Source organism: Stappia taiwanensis (assembly GCF_014635285.1).
Taxonomy (GTDB): Bacteria; Pseudomonadota; Alphaproteobacteria; order Rhizobiales; family Stappiaceae; genus Stappia; species Stappia taiwanensis.
The window spans coordinates 48,597-65,108 of sequence record NZ_BMCR01000005.1; the positions used below are offsets into that span (position 1 = coordinate 48,597).

The window sequence follows — 16,512 nt, forward strand, 5'->3', positions numbered from 1 at the left end:
TCAGGATCGTAGCATGGCCACCTACAGGTGTAATTCCATCGCCCCATAAGCATTTTGAAGTAGCGGCATACCCGAATTCACGAATATGCTGAGATTTACACGGAGGAATAGAATTTGGCTTGATTTTCCACTGACATGGAAGCCGTCACCATGCACAACCTCCCCCCTTCCCCCACCGCCTGCATTCGCGATGCGATTGCCGGCGCCACACTCCTGCTGGCCACCCTGTCGGCTTCCGCCAATGAGGCGGGACCAGACACCGGCGACGCGCTCGATTTCGAGCGCATGACCCTCAGTTTCGATGAGCCCTTCGACACGCTGGATGTCTCGGCCTGGGGGCCGGGCACGCGCTGGATCGCACACACGCCCTGGTCCGGAGACTTCGGCGGCGCCCGGTTTTCCAACCCCAAGGAAGGGTTCCCGTTCACCCTGCTGAACGGTGTCTTGCGGATCGAGGCGCGGCGGACCTCGACCGGCGTCTGGGCCTCCGGCCTGCTCGCCTCGGTCGACACCAAGGGGCGCGGCTTCAAGCAGCAATACGGTTACTTCGAGATGCGGGCGCGCCTGCCCCTGGGCGATGGTGTCTGGCCGGCGTTCTGGCTGATCGGCATCGACCGGTCGAAATACACCGCCGAGATCGATGTCCTGGAGTATTACGGTTACAAGCCGGACGGCTATTCCGCCTCCGTGCATGTCTGGCACCGGGACGGGCGGCACCACTCGGACTTCGACCGCATCAAGGTCTTTCCCGAGAACGATCCGGAGGAGTTCAACACCTACGGCGTCAAGGTCGATGCCCAGTTCATCCGCATGTATTTCAATCGCAAGCTGATGTGGAAGACCAAGACGCCGCCGGAAGCCCGCCAGCCGATGTTCATGCTGCTGAATCTGGCGCTGAAGGAAAACACCCGAACCTTCCCGGTGCCCAACCCGTCCTTCATGTACGTGGACTACGTCAAGGCCTTCCGCCTTGATGACCAGACCGCCCCGTTGCAGGTCAAGAAGTAGCGCCGCCTCAGCGTCACCAGCGATGCCTCCCGCATTGCCGGGAGGCAGTCTGCCCGGCTGCCTGCCTCAGGCTGCCGGGCTTTCCGCGCGTCGAGGATCGGGGATGGGGAAGATCAGGTCATAGGCCCAATTGAAGATGAAGGCGTAGACCAGATAGAACAGCGCGAAGAACAGATCCATCTTGAAGGCCTGAAGCAGGCTGATGTCCAGATACCAGGCAATGAACGGCATCAGCAGTGCCAGCAGCCCCGCTTCGAACAGGATGGCGTGGCCCACCCGTACCGCCAACGACTTGCGCACATCGCCTGCAATCCGCAGCATCGCGTGGTCGAACAGGAAATTGTAGACGTAGTTCCACAGCGTCGCGATGGTCGCGCTGACAAGAGCGACAAGGCCGATGGCCTCCAGCGGGACACCGAAGACCCAGCCACCCAGTGGCGCGATGGTAAACAGTCCGATGATCTCGAAGCTGAGGGCGTGACGGATCCGATCCCCGGTGGTTCGCATATGGGTTCCCCTGTGTTGCTTCGGGTCGTCCCGAACGAATTGTCCCGAGCCGGGGGAGGTCGTCCTCACTTGCCGCGCCAATATAAGGTCGCGATCCGGCCATGCAAGGGCGGAGGTCGGCGAAGGGGCGTTCCGCACGTCTCCCTCTTTGCAACCATACCAACGCGGTTCGAGCGGTGGCCGCAGGTCGTCCCGAAGCGTCGGGACACGCCCTCCCATCGGCAGGACATCCTACAGGCCGCTAATCCTTTTGGTCGAACGACGGATTAGCCAAACTCGGCCTTTCGGTCATTTCCCGCCCTTCGTCCAGCCATCGATCAACGCCGCCTACCCACGGTACATCCCTTTGATCATCTATCCATTTTTGGCCCACGTGAAAAATTGTCGGAGAGGAAAACCGCAAGTGTAGAGGGTGAGCGGCCATCTCGCTCTCTCCCTTGGCCCGCACCGACCGGTGCGGGGAAACCGGGCCCGGAGCATGGATATGAACCGCAAGGATCCCCTCACGGCGCAGCACGATCCGTTTTGCGTACCGCGTTCAAATCACATGGTTGCGTATGACCGCAACCGCAGTCTTCAGGACGTCTTTCACCAACACGCCCGCGCGCAGCCCGACCGCGTCGCCCTGACCTTCGGCGACCGGCCCTACGGTTACCACGAGGCCGACCGTCTCTCCTCCGCCCTCGCCCACCGGCTGCTGGAGCTCGGGGTGCGCAAGGGCGACGTGGTCGGCCTGTTCCTTCCCCGGTCCGCGGAAACGGTGATCGCCATGCTGGCGATCCTGAAGGCCGGAGCCGCCTACACCCCGATCGACCCGGTCTATCCGGCTGAGCATCTGGACTATGTGATCGGCGATTGCGCGCCGAAGGTGATCTTCACCACCGCCACGGATCACGCGAAGCTTGCGGCCATTGCCAGTGTTCGCGGCAAGATCGTCGAACTCGGCAACGCGCTGCGCCAGATCGAGGACCGCGACATTGAACCACCCTCTGTGCCCGTCGGCGGCGGCGACATGGCCTACGTCATGTACACCTCCGGCTCCACCGGCCGGCCCAAGGGGGTGATGATCCCGCACCGGGCCATTGCCGACCTGGCGCTTGAGCAAAGCTACGTCAATGTCGGTCCGGGCGATGTCGTCCTCAATGCGGCGACCATCTCCTTCGACGGCGCCACCATGGAGATCTGGTGCGCGCTGCTGAACGGCAGCACCCTCGCAGGCTTGCCCGACCCCACCTTCTCCGTTTCCCGGCTGTGCGACGTCATCCGCCGGGAAAACGTGAACTTCGTCGTCCTGACGACAGGTCTTTTCAACCTGTTCGCCGATTCCGTCGACGGGTCGATGCCGAGCCTGACGCACGTTCTGTTTGGCGGCGAGGTCGCCTCGGCGACCCATATCCGCAAGTTCCACCGGATCTATCCGCACTGCCGCGTCACCAACGGCTACGGCCCGACCGAAGCCACCACCATGGTCACCTGCTTTTCGCCGCCGCCCGACTTCGCCGGCACGGATGTGCCGATCGGCAAGGCTATTGCCCGCACCGGAATTCACATCATTGGCGAAGGCAACCGGGAACTGTCCGATGGCGAGGTCGGTGAGCTTGCCATTTCCGGCGACTGTCTCGCTCTCGGCTATTTCAAACGACCCGACCTGACCGATGAGAAGTTCAGGACGGTCGAGACCCGGCAGGGGCCGCGCCGCTGCTATCTGACCGGCGACCTCGCCCGGGTCGAACCCGATGGCACGATCACGTTCAAGGGGCGTGCCGACCGCCAGGTCAAGATCGACGGCAAGCGGATCGAACTGGACGAGATCGAAGCGGCCCTGCGGCGGGATCCGGAGATCGACGATGCCATCGTCTCCTGCCAGGCGACGCCGACCTCGAAACGGATCGTCGCCTATCTGAAGCCACGGGACGCCGGCACGTCGCATCCGGCATTCGCCAGCGCGGCCCTGACCCGGCTGCGCGCAGCGGTGCCCGCCTTCATGGTGCCCAGCGCCGCAGTCGCCGTTGACGCCTTTCCCATGACCCAGGCGGGCAAGGTCGATCGGGCAAGGCTTGCCCCCATTTCCTTGCAGGATGATGCACCGGCCTCGCCGAGGGCGTCCTCCCGCAGCCCCATCGAGGCAACGATTGCCCGCCTCTGGTCCGATGTCCTTGGCCGTGACGCGATCCCGTTGGATCGTAATTTCTTCGATCTTGGCGGCACCTCGCTGCAGTTGATGCGGGTGCATGTCGGGCTGGAGGGCGCGCTTCAGCGCAGCGTCGATGTGATGGCCCTGTTCACGCATCCGACCATTCGCGGCCTCGCGAATTTTCTTGAAGGCAGGGGACCGGTCGCCCGTTCGGCCATGACCGCAACGCACCGCGCCGCCATCCGCCGCCAGTCCCTTTCGCAGATCAGCAGGAACAGGTCATGACCGAAACCACCGGACGGGACAGGTCCCCGCAAGTCGGCGATGCGCTTGCAGGAACAGGCGCCATCGCCATCGTCGGCATGTCGGGGCGCTTCCCCGATGCGCCTTCGGTCGATGATCTGTGGCGGATGGTCCGCGACGGACGCCACGCCTTCGCGCCCCTCACCCCGGCAGAGATCGAGGACGCCTTTACCGATGAGGAGCGGGCATCGCCCGACTATGTGGCAGCCCGACCGCATCTTGAGGGAATCGAGGAGTTCGACGCCGAGTTCTTCGGCATGTTTCCCCGCGAGGCCTCCTTTACCGATCCTCAGCACCGCATCTTTCTGGAGATCTGCTGGGAAGCTCTGGAGGGGGCCGGCTGCGATCCCAAGACCTATCCCGGCCTGATCGGGGTTTTCGCCGGTGCCTCGATGCCCACCTACCTGTTGAACAATGTGTTGTCCGACCGGGCAAAGGTCGAAGACTTCACATCCAACTATCAGATCGGCTGTTTCAATCAGTCGATGGGCGGCCTGCCGGACGCACTCGCCACCCGGGTCGCCTACAAGCTCGACCTGCGCGGCCCCGCCGTCACCATGTTGTCGGCCTGCTCCACCTCGCTGGTCGCGGTCACCCAGGCCTGTCGGCAGTTGCAGGCCTATGGCTGTGACATGGCGCTTGCCGGCGGCGTGTCGATCACCATCCCCCAGCGGCGCGGCTACATCTATCAGGAAGGCGGCATGGCCTCCGCCGACGGCGTCTGTCGGCCGTTCGACGCCGATGCCTCCGGCACGGTCTTCGCCAGCGGCGCCGGCGTGGTGCTGCTCAAGCGCTATGACGATGCGGTGGCCGAGGGCGACCGGATCTTCGCGGTCATTCGCGGCTGCGGCCTCAACAACGACGGCGCCGACAAGATTGGCTTCACCGCGCCCAGCATCCAGGGCCAAGCGGATGCCATCGCCATGGCGCTCGCGGAGGCGGAGTGCGACCCGGCCTCGGTCGCCTATGTGGAATGCCACGGCACCGCGACCCCCTTGGGCGACCCCATCGAATTCAACGGCCTCAACACGGTCTTTTCCGACCCTGAGCTGCCACGCGGAAACTGCGCCCTCGGCTCGCTCAAGAGCAATACCGGGCACATGGACTGCGCCGCCGGCGTCTCCAGCCTGATCAAGGCGGCACTCGCCCTCCATCACCGCACCCTGCCGCCCATGGCCAACTACGCGGCCCCCAATCCGCGCATTGCTCTAGATGACAGCCCGTTCCGCATCCTGACCGAAGCGGAACCCTGGCCGGACAGCGGCTGCCCACGCCGGGCCGGCGTCAGCTCCTTTGGCGTCGGCGGCACCAACGCCCATGTGGTGCTGGAAGAAGCGCCGGCGGTCTCCGCACCGGCCCTTGACGAGGACGGTTCCCGTCCGCTGATCCTGCCGCTGTCCGCTCGCACCCCGGAAGCGCTTGAGGCGATGCGCCACCGGCTGGCGGAGCATCTGCGCGCCCAGCCTGAGTTGCCTCTCTCGCAGGTCGCCCGCACCCTCCAGAGCGGCCGCCGCGCCTTCGCCCGGCGCACCGCCATCGTCGCCTCCTCCACCGAACAGGCGGTCGAGCGCCTCTCCGCCGCCCGGGTGGAGGTCACCGCCGCCGAGGACAGCCCGCCTCCGGTCGTTTTCATGTTCCCCGGCCAGGGCGCCCAATATGTGGGCATGGCCGCCGCCCTTTATGCCTGCGAACCGGTGTTCGCTCTTTGGATCGACCGGGGCGCGGAGCTCTTGAAGCCCTCGCTCGGGCTCGATCTGCGCGATTACCTCTGCCACACCGGCCCCGTGCCCGAAGCGATGGCCGAGACCCAGCGGGAAACCCGCATCGCCCAGCCCTGCCTCTACATCATCGAGCATGCGCTGGCACAGCTCTGGATGAGCCGGAAGTGTCGGCCCGATGCGATGATCGGCCATAGCGTCGGCGAGTTCGTCGCCGCGACCCTCGCCAATGTGATCGGCTTCGAGGACGGGCTGGCCCTTGTCGCCGCACGCGGCCGTCTGATGCAGGACCTGCCCCAGGGCGCCATGGTGTCGGTGCGCGCCGCTGCCGATGTCATCGCCCCGCATCTGCGGGACGGTGTGGAAATCGCGGCAATCAACGCCCCAACGCTCAACGTCATCTCCGGCACCTTCGAAGCAATCGACGCCACCTGCGCCGCGCTGGAAAAGGCGGAGATCGCCTTCAGCCGCCTGCACACCTCCCATGCCTTCCATTCGGCGATGATGGACGGCGCCGCCGAGGCCCTGCGCGCGGAAACCGCCAAGGTCACCTACGGCACCGCGACGATCCCCTACATTTCCTGCGTCACCGGCACCTGGCAGACGGACGAACAGGGCGCCTCGCCCGACTACTGGGCGCGCCATTGCCGCGACGCGGTGCGGTTCGCCGACGGGCTTTCCACCTTGTGCGCCGACCGCAAGCCGGTGCTGATCGAGGTCGGTCCCGGACGGACCCTGTCGGTCTTCGCCGCCCAGACCGTTGCCCGCACGGATCTGGCCGCCGTTGTCCAGTCGCTGCCCGAGCATGACCGGGCGGCAGAGGCCGCCGAAACCCTCGCCCAGGCCCACGGCAAGCTCTGGGCGGCCGGCTGCACCCTGCCCTTTCCGGAGCTGCCGGCCGGCACCGGCAAGACCTGGCTGCCGACCTACCCGTTCCAGCGCCAGCGTCACTGGATCGACGCCCCCGCCCCGACCCGGCGGGCCGGCGATGGGTCTGCCACTGCCACCGCCATCCCGGCCCCGACCATGCCGGACGGCGCAGCGGATGCGGCTGCGACCGCATCGGTAAACATACTGCCCGATCAGGGAGTTGCCTTCATGAGTGGAATCGATACTTCAGCCGCCGACCGCATTCCCGGCCTTGAGACGACCCTGCTGGAATTGCTGACGGACATGTCCGGCGAGGACCTCGGACCCGAGGACCGGACCGCAAGCTTTCTCGAACTCGGCTTTGATTCCCTGTTCATCGGCCAGTTTGCCCAGAAGCTGGAAAAGCAGTTCAAGGTGAAGCTCTCGTTCCGGGAGCTGTTGAGCGACATTCCCAGTGTCGCCGATCTTGCCGCCCATCTCGATCACGAGCTGCCGCCGGAGGTGGCGCAGCCCGCTCCTGCCGCAGCACCGGCTGCCGCTGCGACAATGGCTCCGGCCCAGCCGGCAATGACCTCCCCGTCCGGTCCGGCTCCCGCTGCCAACGGCTCGGCAAACGGCGTCGAAACAGTGATGCACATGCAGATGCAGATGATGCAGGCCGTCTTTGCCCAGCAGTTGCAGGCGCTGCAGGGCACCGCTACTCAGCCGTCGGCCACCCCCCAACTCGCGCAGCCGACAAGCCCGGTGCCCGTCGCGCCCACCTCGGCCGCAGCGGCAGACGCCACCCCCGCCCCGGCCACGACGACAGCGGGCGACGACACCGAGATCGGCGCCGACCGCATCAAGATCTACCGCCCCGGCACCCGGTCGGGCGCGCCGGAAATGACGCCGGAGAAGATCCGCTACATTGAGGGTTTGATTTCCGCCTACTCAGCCCGCAATGCCGGATCGAAGGCCTTTACCGACGCCAATCGGCCGCATCTGGCCGACCCGCGCACCGCATCCGGGTTCCGTCCCGACTGGAAGGAAATGGTGTTCCCGGTCGTCTCCGACCGCTCCAAGGGATCGCGTATCTGGGACATCGACGGCAACGAATACATCGATCTGGTCAACGGCATGGGCCAGACCGCCTTCGGTCACGCTCCCGATTTTGTCGTCGAGGCGATCAAGGCCCAGCTCGATGACGGCTTTGCCATCGGTCCGCAAACGCCGCTGGCCGGCGAGGTCGCAAAGCTGATCTCACAGATGGTCGGTCTGGAGCGCGTCACCTTCTGCAATACCGGCTCCGAAGCGGTGATGGCGGCCATGCGCGTTGCCCGTGCCGTCACCGGGCGCGACAAGATCGTGGTCTTCGCCAACGACTACCACGGCCAGTTCGACGAGGTGCTGGTCAAGGGCCGCAACCGGCTCGACAAACCGGTGGCGCTGCCGATTGCTCCGGGCATTCCCGCAACCTCGGTCGGCAACATGATCGTGCTGAAATACGGCGCGCCGGAGAGCCTCGACTGGGTACGCGCAAACGCCGACGACCTGGCCGCCGTGATCATCGAACCGGTGCAAAGCCGGCATCCGGACCTGCGCCCGGTGGAGTTCGTGTGCGAGTTGCGGACCCTGGCTACCGAAGGGGACTATGCCCTGGTCTTCGACGAAGTGGTGACCGGCTTCCGCGTCCACCCCGGCGGCATGCAGGCGATCTGGGGCATCAAGGGCGACATGGCCACCTACGGCAAGGTCGTCGGCGGGGGCATGCCCATCGGCATCCTGGCCGGCGACAGCCGCTATATGGACGCGCTTGATGGCGGCTGCTGGCGCTACGGCGACGACAGCGCGCCGATGACCGCCCCGACCTTCTTCGCCGGCACTTTCGTGCGCCATCCGGTGGTGCTGGCAGCCTGCCGCGCCGTGTTGCAGCACATTCAGGGCGAAGGCGCCGCGCTCTATGGCCGGGTTGCCGAACGGACCGGACGGCTGGTGACGGAGATCGAGGACGATCTGGCCGCCCGCGGTATCCAGAGCACGCTGCCTGGCTACACCAGCTGGTTCACCCCCCGCTTTGCGGACGCCGACCCGCTCGGTGCCCTGATGTTCCCGGAGTTGCGGATGCGCGGCATTCATGCGTTGGAGGGCTATCCTTGCTTCCTGACGACGGCTCACAGCGAGGATGACTTCCAGGCGATCGCCGCCGCCTTCCGCGACAGTGCCGACTCGCTTCAAGCAGTCGGCATTCTTGCTCCGGCCGGAGGCGCCGCCGCGCCCGGCTGGCGCGGGACGGATGCCGGCAGCTCCCCCTCGCTGCCGGCATCCACGCCCCTTACCGAAGCACAGCAGGAGGTCTGGCTGTCGGCCCAGGCCGGCGACGAAGCCTCCTGCGCCTTCAATGAATCCTTCTCGCTCACCCTCGACGGCACGCTTGACGAGACCGCCTTCCGCAAGGCGCTCGCAACCATAGTTGCCCGGCATGACGCCCTGCATATCCGCTTTACTCGCGACGGCAGCCGGTTCGAGTTCATTCCGGAGTTTACGCTGGAGCTGCCGCTGGTCGATCTGTCCGGCGAAGAGGATCCGGAGGTCGCCCGGCTCGATCTGGTCGCCCGGGAAGCACACATTCCGTTCGACCTGACCAATGGGCCGCTGGTGCGCGGCGCCCTGTTGCGGCTGGCGGCGGACCGCCATGTGCTGGTGATGACCGCCCATCACATCATCTGCGACGGCTGGTCGATCAACGTGATCATCGAGGAGTTGGCGGCGGTCTACAGCGGCCTGATGAGCGGTGAGGCCACCGAGCTGCCCGCCGCCCTGTCCTACGCCACCTACGCCCGCGAACTTGCCCCCGGCGCCCAGCCCAGCGCAGCAACAGAGACCTTCTGGCTCGACCAGTACCGCACCGTTCCGCCGCTGCCCGACCTGCCGCTCGACCGGGATCACCCCGAACGGCGCAGCTTCGCCGGCGGCACCCGCACCGGCTTCATCGACAAGGACAGCTACAAGGCACTGAAAAAGGCGGGCGGACGCTCCGGCGCCACCTTGTTTTCCACCCTGCTGGCCACCTTGCAGGTCATGGTGGCGCGCCTTTCCGGCAGCGACGATATCGTCATCGCCGTTCCTTCCGCCGGCCAGAGCCTCGTCGGCGACCAGACCCTCGTCGGCCATTGCGTGAACCTGTTGCCGCTGCGCCAGTCGGTGGCCGGAGAAACCTCCTTCGCGGCCCATCTGAAGGAGACCCAGCAGATCGTCCTTCAGGCGTTCGAGCATCAGGACTACACCTATGGCACGCTGGTGCGGAAACTCGGTGTCGAGCGCGATCCCAGCCGGCTGCCGCTGACGGAGATCCAGTTCAACCTGGAGCGCCTCAGCGGCATGACCGAATTCACCGGCTTGCGCGCGACCATCGAGCCCAATGGCAAGGCCTTCTCGAATTTCGACATGTTCTTCAACATGATCGAGAGCGCCGAGGGCATCCGCATCGACGTCGACTACAATGCCGACGTTCTCGACCCGGCCACCGTCGACCGCTGGATCGGCCATTTCGCCGCACTGGTCTCGGAAATCGCCGCGAATATCGAAACCCCGATCAACGACCTCGCCCTGATCCGTCCGGCCGAACTGCAATGGCTGCGCGAGGATCTGAACCAGAGCGACCACACTTATGAGGAGGACGCCTTCGTCCACACGCTGGTCTCGCGCCAGGCGGCGGCGCATCCCGGCAAGCCGGCGGTCGTCCATGACGGCGACGCGCTGACCTATGGCGATCTGGAGGCCCGCTCGAACCAGCTCGCCCGCCACCTCAAGGAGGCACTCCCCGGCCGGCCGGCACGCATCGCCCTTCTGCTCGACCGCTCGCCGGCGATGCTGATTGCGCTGCTGGCGGTGATGAAGGCCGGTCATACCTATGTACCGCTCGACCCGGAGCACCCGAAACCCAGACTGGCGCAGACGCTGGAGGCGGCCCGCGTTGCCTGCCTTCTCTGCGACAGCGAGAAGGGCGCAGCACTGGCCGGGGCAGAGACAACGGTGATCCGCCTCGATACCGACCGGCCGGCCATCGACCGGCAGAACCGCGCCGCGCTGGCCGCGACGGAGGCCTCCTCCGCCGCCCCGGCGTACATCATCTTCACCTCCGGCTCGACAGGCACCCCCAAGGGGGTGGAGGTCTCGCACCGGGCACTGACCAACTTCATGCAGTCCATGGCGCGCGAGCCCGGCTTTTCCGCCTCGGACATCCTTCTGGCAGTGACCACCGTGTCCTTCGACATCGCCGCGCTGGAGCTCTACCTGCCGCTCATCGCCGGGGGAACGGTCGTCCTCGCCGACCGTGAGCAGGTGCAGGACGGCTTCGCCCTGGTGGATCTGGCCGAGGCCTGCGGCGCGACCGTGATGCAGGCGACGCCGACCCTGTGGCGCATGCTGGTCGAGGCGGGCATGCCGGCCCGGCCCGGGCTGAAGATCCTGTGCGGCGGCGAACCGCTCCCCCAGGACCTGGCCATGACGCTCTTCGGCCTCGGCAGCGAGTTGTGGAACATGTACGGCCCGACCGAGACCACCATCTGGTCGTCGGCAAAACGGATCGACGATGCCCAGGCACCGGTGACCATCGGCCAGCCGATCGCCAACACCCGGCTCTACATCGTTGATCGTGCCAACCGGATTGCCCCGATCGGTGTGCCCGGCGAGCTGTTGATCGGTGGCGATGGCCTCGCCAACGGCTATTTCGACCGGCCGGACCTGACGGAAAAGGCTTTCGTTCACCTCGACCTGGGCACAGGTCAACGCGAACGGCTCTACCGCACCGGAGATGTGGGCAAGCGCCTTGCCGATGGCGCACTGCTCTTGCAGGGGCGCATCGACGCCCAGATCAAGCTGCGCGGCTTCCGGATCGAACCGGGAGAAATCGAAGCCGTGATGGCAAGCGCCCCGGGAGTGCGCCACTGCGCGGTGGTCACCGCCCGCAGCCCGAAGGGCGACACCCAACTGGTCGGCTACGTGGTGCCGGAGAGCCCGGCAACACCTCCCGCCTCCGACGATCTTGCCGCCCATGCCAGGGAACGGCTTCCGGCTCATATGGTGCCGGCCTTCTGGACCATCGTGGAGGCGCTGCCGCAGACCGGCAATGGCAAACTCGACCGCAAGGCGCTGTCAAAGCGCGGACTGCCCCACTCAAAGGTCGCCGTGGAGCGAACCGCGCCGCGCACGCCGCTGGAGGGGCAGATCGCGAAAATCTGGCAGGAAATACTGGCGGTTCCCGAGATCGGCGTGGACGACAACATCTACAGCCTTGGCGCGGACTCCTTGAGCATCTTCCGGATCGCCGCGCGCCTTTTGGAGGCCGGCCTCGGCCTGGAGGCCAAGCATATCCTGCGCCACCCCTCCATCGCCGAGCTCGCCGCCTTCGCTGAAACCCATGACCTTCAAGGTTCGAACGATACCGACGCGCCAGCCCCGTCCTTGCGGGACTTCCGAGGGCAGCGCCGGCGCAACACCAGCCTCGGAGCCGCATGATGACAACGATGCTCGTCTCCCCGTCCCGCACCGGGACCCCGCACAAGGTCGTCGCCCGTTTCCCCTGCTCGCAGTCGCAGTTGCGCTGGTGGATCCTCGATCAGCTGGAACCAGGAAACCCGGCCTATAACATCGCCATTTGCTGGACGCTGAGGGGGGCCTTCAACGCCGGCTCCATCGAGGCCGCCTTCGCCTGGGTGATCGAACGCCACGAAATCCTGCGAACCCGGTTCACCGATGCCAATGGCCGGCCGATGCAGGAGGTGGTCGACAAGGTCCCCTTCAAGATGTCGGTGATCGACCTCAGGCGGGTCACGGAAGAACAGCGCGACAAGCGGATGAAATCCATCAGCGCCTTCATGGCCAAGGCCCCGTTCGATCTGAACCTGCCGGGGCTGATCCGCGCCTCGCTGCTCCTGCTCGACAATGACCATGCGGTGCTCCTGACCACCGTGCATCATATCGTCTTCGACGGCTGGTCAATCCGGGTTCTGGGCCGGGAAATCGGCGAAATCGCCTCCGCCCTCGATGCCGGGCGGGAACCGGAGCTGCCCGAACTGCCATTGCAATACGGCGACTACACCCTGTGGCAGGAGGAGTATCTCAAAAGCCGGAAGTTTCACGCCGAGACCGCGTTTTGGCGCGACAAACTGGGCGATGGCCATTATTTCGAAGTGCCCCCCGACAAGCCGCGTCCGGCTCTCAGGACCAACCACGGCGAGGTGGTCTCCATCCGCAAGCCGCTGGACTTCGGCACCCGCATGGAGGCCGCCGCGCGCGATCTTCAGGTCTCCCAGTTCGTTCTCGGCATCGCCGTTCTCAGCGCCCTTCTGCATCGCTTCACCGGCGAGGAGACCATCCTTGTTGGTGCCCAGATCGCCGGGCGTGACGACGTCGACCTGGAAAACCTCATCGGCGTGTTCATCAACAATCTGATCCTGCGCATCGAGCCGCCGGTACAAGGCGCCTTCAGCGATCATGTCGCCGCGGTCCACGAGACCGTCGCGGCAGCGATCGATCACCAGAAGATGCCCTTCAACAAGCTGGTCGAAACCCTCAATCCGCCGCGCGATGCCTCTCGCAATCCGCTGGTGTCGGTCAATTTCAACCTGCAGAAGGCATTTCTGGAAGACCGGACCTATGGCACGTTCGACCTTACCGGCGCCCCATCGCTCTCTCCCGGCGCCATCTACGACCTGAACTTCTTCATGGTCGGCCGTCCGGATGGCTGGCGCATGTCGCTTGAGTACAACACCGATCTGTTTGAGCGGCAGACCGTCGAAACCCTTCTCGATCTCTGGCAACAGACCTATGACCGCGTCCTGTCCGAACCGGCAGCCCCGCTCGCGTCCCTGCCCACCGCGAGCCGCCAGGCCGCCACGCAAGCTGGCACCGATGCAGGGCTGAAACGACTGCTGGAAGCGCACCCCGGCGTATCGGAAGCCTGCGTGATCGAGGCCGAGGCCGGACCGCCGCGCGCCTTCGTCGTTCCCCGGGGCGACTACCCCGAACCGATCGACCAACTGCCGCAGACCCTGCAGCGGGACTTGCGGGGGCAGATCGCCGCCATTGGCCGGATGCCGGACATCAGCGTTCTTCTGAACCTGCCACGCCTCGCGTCAGGCGCCGTCGACCGCAAGGGCCTGACGGCGGTCGCCGCCGCTCCTCCCCCCCTCGCTGAACCGACGGAAGACGCGGGAACAACGCCGCGAGCGCCCGCCTCCTTCACGCCCGACCCGGCACATATCGATGCCCTGGCAGAGATCTGGCGGGACGTGCTGGAGGTCGGCACGGTGACCCCGGAGGATGATTTCTTCGCCCTCGGCGGCCATTCCCTGCTGGCCCTGCGGATGCTCGCCCGTGTCCGTCAGCGGTTCGACATCAAGCCGGATCTGGCGATGCTGTTTCAGGCGCCGCAACTGCAAAGCTTTGCGGCCGCAGCCTTCGCCCCCACGTCCACCCCCAGCGTACCCAGCGCGCCGCAGGAGACCACAAGGACCAATCCCTGGAAACTGACAACCTATCGGAGCGGCACCGGTCCCGCCGCGATCTACACCATCAATCATCCCTTCATCTACTATCGAATGACCCACGACCTGCCGGCGGAAGCCTCGGTCTATAATCTCAACATGTTCGAGACCGAGATCGACGACGAATTGCGCGCGCGCTCCTTCCTCGACATCGCGTCGAGTGCGGTCGACGCCATGCGGATCACCGAGACCACCGGGCCGATTGCCCTGCTCGGGCTCTGCGTGAACGGAACCCTTGCCGTCGAGATGGCCCGGATCCTGCGCGAGCGAGGACATGAGGTTTCCTTCGTCGGCGTCGTCGATAGCTGGGCGCCGAACTACGGCAGCACGGTGCCGCTGGATGTGCGCGCACGGGTGCGCTCCGGCAAGCGTTTCCGCCGCGTCAGCTATTTCGCAACCCGCCTGCTCACAGGAGAGATCCCGCTCATCGCCTTCCTGAAGCACTTCCGGCTGACGCTGGCCCTGATGAGCAAGCTCGGCATCAAGACCGGTGAACTGACGCCAGAGGAACGCGCGAACCGTGACGTAACGAACCTGCTGGTGGACGCTGCCCGCGACCACGGCACCGCGCCGCCGCTCGATGCCTCCGTCCACCTCTTCCGCAGCCAGGCGGTGCATCCGCTCGCCGCGAAGGTCCACTTCGGCTATATGCTGGAAGACGGTGTCAAAGGCACCGTTCACAATCTGGAAGGTTGGCATGAATATGCGCTGACCGACAGCGGCATTCGCCGGCTTGCAACCATATTGCGCGAGACCCTCGATGCCGACCGCCCATAACGGCCAACCCCATTCCGGCTCCGATGGCGAACCATTCGGGGCCGGCCGCGACAGGCCTCCGCTGAAGATCGCTATCCTCATCGCGGGATCGGACCGGTTCGAAAACTGGCACCTGATGGCCATGGAGGAGATCAGTCGGGACCCCCGGCTGACGCTTGCCGCCGTGCTTGTCCATCCGACCCCTTTCGGCAGCAGACGGGCGAGCTTCGGCTTCAGCACGGTCAGCCGGCTGGAACGCCGCATGCTCGCCCGCTCCCCCCGGTTCCAGCCCCGGGCATTCGATCTCAGGAAGTTGCGGCATGACCCAATGCCGCTCGACCGCGAAACCGGGCACATCGATCCGGAGGCCGCCCGGCGGCTGATCGAGGAGACCGGAGCGGATCTCGTTTTGCGCACCACGCCGGAAGGCCTGCCCAACCTTGCCCTCACCGCTCTGCCGCACGGGGAATGGGCCTTCAACTTTTCCGACGAATGGGGCGCCAACGCGGACTGGTATGGCTACGCCCCGGCGATGCGGCAGGAGCCGACCACACCGCTCGCACTATACGTCCGCCACGAAGGCGAGGAGCCGCGCTGTATCGTCAGCACCGCCTTCAACACCAAGTTCAGCGGCGCGCGCAACAACGCCTACATCAAGGAGCGCGCCGCTGCGCTGTTCCTGCGCGAATTGCGGCGCGTCGCCGATCAGGTGGAGGCCCCGACCGCGCCAGCGGATTTGGCAAGCGCCGCCGCACCGCCGCCAACGGCCGCCCTGCCCCGCTATGCCGCCACTCTCGCCCGACACCTGGGGAGCCGCGCCCGAAAAGCGGTCCTTGAACGAATGGGGCGCGACCCGGCCATGTGGACACTCTATCTCGGCCAAGGCGCGATCGACACCTTCGACCCGCAACAAGCCCGACAGGTTCCCCCGACCCCCACGGCGACGGAGACCAGCATCAAGGCCGATCCGTTCCTGTTCGAGCACGATGGCGCCTGCTACCTGTTCTACGAGACCTACAGCCATGGCGACACCAGGGCGCACATTGCTGTCGGCCGGTTGGATGCGGATGGGCTGACGCCGCTGGGCGAGGCGCTGCGCTGCCCCTACCACCTGTCCTATCCCTTCGTCTTCCGGGATGGCCAGGACATCTTCATGATGCCCGAGACCCATGCCGCGCGGCGGATCGAGATCTGGCGGTGTACCGATTTCCCACATAAGTGGGAGCTTTATGCGACCGCCCTGGAAGGCCAGTCGGCCGCTGACAGCGTGCTGGTGCGGTTGCAGGAAAAGTGGTGGCTGTTCACCAACCTGTCGACCTTCCACGCCTATGAGGACCATTGCTGCGAGTTGCATGTGTTCCAGGTCGACGGCCCCCGGCTCGGCCGTCTCGTGCCGCACCGGCGCAATCCGGTGGTGATGGGCAGCCTGTTCGCGCGCAATGCCGGCCGGATCTTCGACATCGGCGGCCGGATCTACCGCCCCTCGCAACAGAATTCGCACGGGATCTACGGCTACGGGCTGAACATCATGGAGATCGAACAGCTCGACCTTCTGACCTACCGGGAGCGCTGTGTGCGCACCATCTTGCCGGACTTCCAACCGGAGCTGCTCGGCTGCCACCATTTCGATGCGGCCGGCGGACGGTTCGTGCTCGATGCCCGCCTGAGCCTCTGACCCGATCCCAGGCGG

At 65.8% G+C, this 16,512-nt stretch carries 6 protein-coding genes; 5 read left to right on the forward strand and 1 reads right to left on the reverse strand.

The genetic code is table 11. From position 1 onward, the window contains the following. The first annotated feature begins 150 nt into the window (after positions 1-150). On the forward strand, positions 151-1,008 hold the full coding sequence (locus IEV83_RS12900) for a glycoside hydrolase family 16 protein (protein ID WP_181759934.1): 858 nt from the start codon (positions 151-153) through the stop codon (positions 1,006-1,008). Positions 1,009-1,074: 66 nt separating this feature from the next. Here IEV83_RS12900 and IEV83_RS12905 read toward each other — a convergent pair whose 3' ends face one another. Next, positions 1,075-1,515 carry a PACE efflux transporter gene (locus IEV83_RS12905; RefSeq protein WP_181759933.1) on the reverse strand — a complete coding sequence of 147 codons (441 nt, stop codon included), beginning with the start codon at positions 1,513-1,515 and terminating at the stop codon, positions 1,075-1,077. A 484-nt stretch (positions 1,516-1,999) separates the two neighbouring features. Between IEV83_RS12905 and IEV83_RS12910 the strand changes: the two genes are divergently transcribed. Genes IEV83_RS12910 through IEV83_RS12925 form a run of 4 tightly spaced genes read left to right on the forward strand, consistent with a single transcriptional unit; the run spans position 2,000 to position 16,497 of the window. Then, a complete protein-coding gene (locus tag IEV83_RS12910; protein WP_181759932.1) occupies positions 2,000-3,934 on the forward strand; it encodes a non-ribosomal peptide synthetase in 1,935 nt (644 codons plus the stop codon). Then, positions 3,931-12,036: a non-ribosomal peptide synthetase/type I polyketide synthase gene (locus IEV83_RS12915; RefSeq protein WP_181759931.1), complete on the forward strand. Its 8,106-nt coding sequence runs from the start codon at positions 3,931-3,933 to the stop codon at positions 12,034-12,036. The genes IEV83_RS12910 and IEV83_RS12915 overlap by 4 nt, the downstream gene beginning before the upstream one ends. Further along, the gene (locus tag IEV83_RS12920) at positions 12,036-14,843 is read left to right on the forward strand and encodes a condensation domain-containing protein (RefSeq protein WP_244628179.1); all 2,808 of its coding nucleotides are present in this window, start codon (positions 12,036-12,038) and stop codon (positions 14,841-14,843) included. Before IEV83_RS12915 ends, IEV83_RS12920 begins: the two co-directional genes overlap by 1 nt. Next, positions 14,827-16,497, forward strand: coding sequence for a glucosamine inositolphosphorylceramide transferase family protein (locus IEV83_RS12925; RefSeq protein WP_244628180.1), 1,671 nt, complete (start codon positions 14,827-14,829; stop codon positions 16,495-16,497). Before IEV83_RS12920 ends, IEV83_RS12925 begins: the two co-directional genes overlap by 17 nt. Positions 16,498-16,512 lie beyond the last annotated feature (15 nt).